General features: G+C 56.6%; 5 protein-coding genes. All 5 read left to right on the plus strand.

Annotated features, from left to right (window positions below; genetic code table 11):
* Window positions 1-396, plus strand: a 396-nt coding sequence (locus B3K89_RS10095) for a penicillin-binding transpeptidase domain-containing protein (protein WP_345907356.1), incomplete at its 5' end; no start/stop codon positions are given.
* Between the two features lie 18 nt (window positions 397-414).
* A complete protein-coding gene (gene minC / locus B3K89_RS10100; RefSeq protein WP_345907373.1) occupies window positions 415-1,089 on the plus strand; it encodes a septum site-determining protein MinC in 675 nt (224 codons plus the stop codon).
* A 30-nt stretch (window positions 1,090-1,119) separates the two neighbouring features.
* Window positions 1,120-1,920, plus strand: a complete 801-nt coding sequence (gene minD / locus B3K89_RS10105) for a septum site-determining protein MinD (protein WP_345907357.1) — start codon at window positions 1,120-1,122, stop codon at window positions 1,918-1,920.
* Window positions 1,921-1,932: 12 nt separating this feature from the next.
* Window positions 1,933-2,220, plus strand: a complete 288-nt coding sequence (minE, locus tag B3K89_RS10110; protein ID WP_345907358.1) for a cell division topological specificity factor MinE — start codon at window positions 1,933-1,935, stop codon at window positions 2,218-2,220.
* On the plus strand, window positions 2,217-2,551 hold a 335-nt coding region (locus B3K89_RS10115), incomplete at its 3' end, for an FtsW/RodA/SpoVE family cell cycle protein (RefSeq protein WP_345907359.1). The genes minE and B3K89_RS10115, both read left to right, overlap by 4 nt.

A 2,551-nucleotide genomic window follows, 5' to 3' on the forward strand; every position in this document is an offset into this window, starting at 1 on the left:
CTTCTCATGACCCCGTTGCAACTGGCCCGGGTTTATGCTGCCCTCGCCAACGGAGGGACCCTCGTCGTTCCGCATCTTTCGGCGAGTGAACATCCCCAGGGGACCGATCTCCACCTTCCCAGGGAAGCCCTTGGCTGGGTTCGGAAGGGGATGGAGGAAGTCGTCAAATCGGGGACAGGCAGGGCTTCAGGTGTTTACGGGGTGACCGTTACAGGCAAGACGGGCACGGCTCAAAATCCACATGGGGATGACCACGCCTGGTTTGTGGGGTATGCTCCTTCAGATAACCCTCGATACGTTGCGGTCGCGCTGGTCGAGGGAGGCGGACATGGGAGCTCGGTAGCCGCTCCCCTTGTCGGACAGGTTTTGGCTTACCTAGTGGGTGTCGAGCGCTGAAAGAGGGGTGTGGAGGAGATGGAAGTCGAAAGGGAAAAGGCTGCTGTCACCTTAAAAGGGGGCGCAGGCCATCTTCGCCTTGTCGTTCCTGAAGGGATCCCCGATTCCGACGTCTGGTCCGGGCTGGAAAAAACGGTCGAAGGAGCTCGTCACCTCCTGGAAGGCGGCCGTGTCGTTCTGGACCTCCAGGGAAGGCCGATCTCCAGTGCTTTTATCGGACGGCTGCTGACCGACGTGGTTTGGAAACACGGGCTGAACCTCCTATCATGGGTGAGCTTCGACAACGAGGGACTGAAGTTGCTTAGATCGGCAGGACTTGCGGTAGGAGAGCCCATGGCTCCGGTGCCCGAAATGAGGGCCGCCAGGTCTTTCCAGACGCTTCTCGTGGAGAGGTCTCTAAGGTCGGGGCAGAAAGTGGAGCACCCCGGTGATGTCTTCGTCGTCGGACACGTGAACGATGGGGCCGAAATCGTTTCGGCAGGGAACATCGTCGTTTGGGGCAGGCTGCAGGGATTGGTTCACGCTGGGGCGGAAGGCAACATTTCCTCCAGGGTCATCGCCAAGTCCTTCGAAGCGACACAGGTCAGGATCGGCCGCCTCTTCAGCACTTTTGACAGTGCGTCTCCCTGGTACGGGAAGAGCGTTCTTTTCGCAGTGGAGGGAGACACCCTGATCGCAAAGGAATTGCCTTGACCATAGCTTGAAAGAGGAGGAGGGGGCTTTATGGATCCGAGAATTATCGTCGTGACATCTGGGAAAGGCGGGGTCGGCAAGACGACAACGACGGCAAACCTTGCTGTTGCCCTAGCCAAGGCAGGTTACAAGACCGCGGCTGTTGACGGGGATATCGGGTTGAGAAACCTGGACGTCGTTCTGGGTCTTGAAAACAGGATCGTTTTCAACCTGGTGGACGTTGTCGAAGGTGCCTGCAAGCTGCAGAAGGCCATGGTACGGGACAAGCGGGTGGAAAACCTTTTCCTGCTTCCTGCCGCACAGACGCGAACCAAGGATGCGGTGAGCCCCGACCAGATGCTGAAACTCTGCGACGAACTCAGGGAAAACTTCGATATCACGCTGATCGATAGCCCTGCGGGCATAGAACAAGGGTTTCGCAACGCTGCGATTGGTGCCGACGAGGCCATCGTCGTGACGACCCCCGAGGTTTCTGCCGTCCGAGATGCGGATCGAATCATCGGCATGCTGGAATCCATGTCAAAATCCCCGATAAGGTTGGTCCTCAACCGCTTGCGACCTGCGATGGTAAAATCCGGCGACATGATCGACGTCAAGGATGTCCTCGATATCCTGGCGATTGACCTGATCGGAGTCATACCAGACGATACGGCTGTCGTTGTCTCAACGAACAAGGGAGAACCACTGACCCTGGGAGACGAATCGATAGCTGCCCGGGCCTTCTCCAACGTGGCTCGCCGCATACTCGGTGAAGAAATACCCCTCCTCGACCTGGAAGCTTCCGACCAGAAGGGCTTTTTCGGCTTTCTCCGGAAAGCCCTTGGCCTTTAGGGGGTGGATATCATGAACTTCCTTGCCCGGCTGTTCCAGATGATCAAAAAGGAAAAGTCAAAGGACACGGCAAAAAAACGCCTTCAACTGGTCCTGATCCACGACCGTACGGACATTTCCCCGGAAATGATGGAAAATCTCCGTAAGGACCTTATCGGGGTCATCAGCAATTATCTCGATATCGAGGAAGACAAGATCGAGCTTGATTTTTCGAAAGAAGAGCGTTCCGTGGCGCTTGTGGCGAACATCCCCGTCAAGAACGTCAAGAGGAGAGCGGAGCGCAGGGCGGAACCTGCATGAAACTGCGGGAGGAGAAGGGGAATATCCTACGGTTGCTGTTCGTTTCGTCTGACCGCAATCTGTTGTTTGCGACCGTGGCCCTTTTCTTCATCGGCCTTTTTTCGATCTTCAGCGCCAGCCTCGGCATGGAGAAAAACGCCGGGGCTTTCGTTGTCAGGCAGGCAATCTGGGGACTTGTCTCCTTCTCGGCTTATGCGGTGGTTTTGCGGATCGGTTACTTGCGCCTTCTTGAATTGGCCTACCGGCTTTACGGAATCGCGTTGATTCTCCTGGTGATTGTACTGGTCCTGGGACATGTCGCCAGGGGTTCCCAAAGCTGGATCGGTTTTGC

Origin of the sequence: Sphaerochaeta sp. UBA5849 (assembly GCA_002432715.1) — a bacterium.
Lineage (GTDB): Bacteria > Spirochaetota > Spirochaetia > Sphaerochaetales > Sphaerochaetaceae > Sphaerochaeta.

What these genes read in the sequence shown, in the direction of transcription:
- minC (WP_345907373.1), top strand. Translation starts at nt 415, where the DNA reads ATGGAAGTCGAAAGGGAAAAGGCTGCTGTCACCTTAAAAGGGGGCGCA.
- minE (WP_345907358.1), top strand. Translation starts at nt 1,933, where the DNA reads ATGAACTTCCTTGCCCGGCTGTTCCAGATGATCAAAAAGGAAAAGTCA.
- minD (WP_345907357.1), top strand. Translation starts at nt 1,120, where the DNA reads ATGGATCCGAGAATTATCGTCGTGACATCTGGGAAAGGCGGGGTCGGC.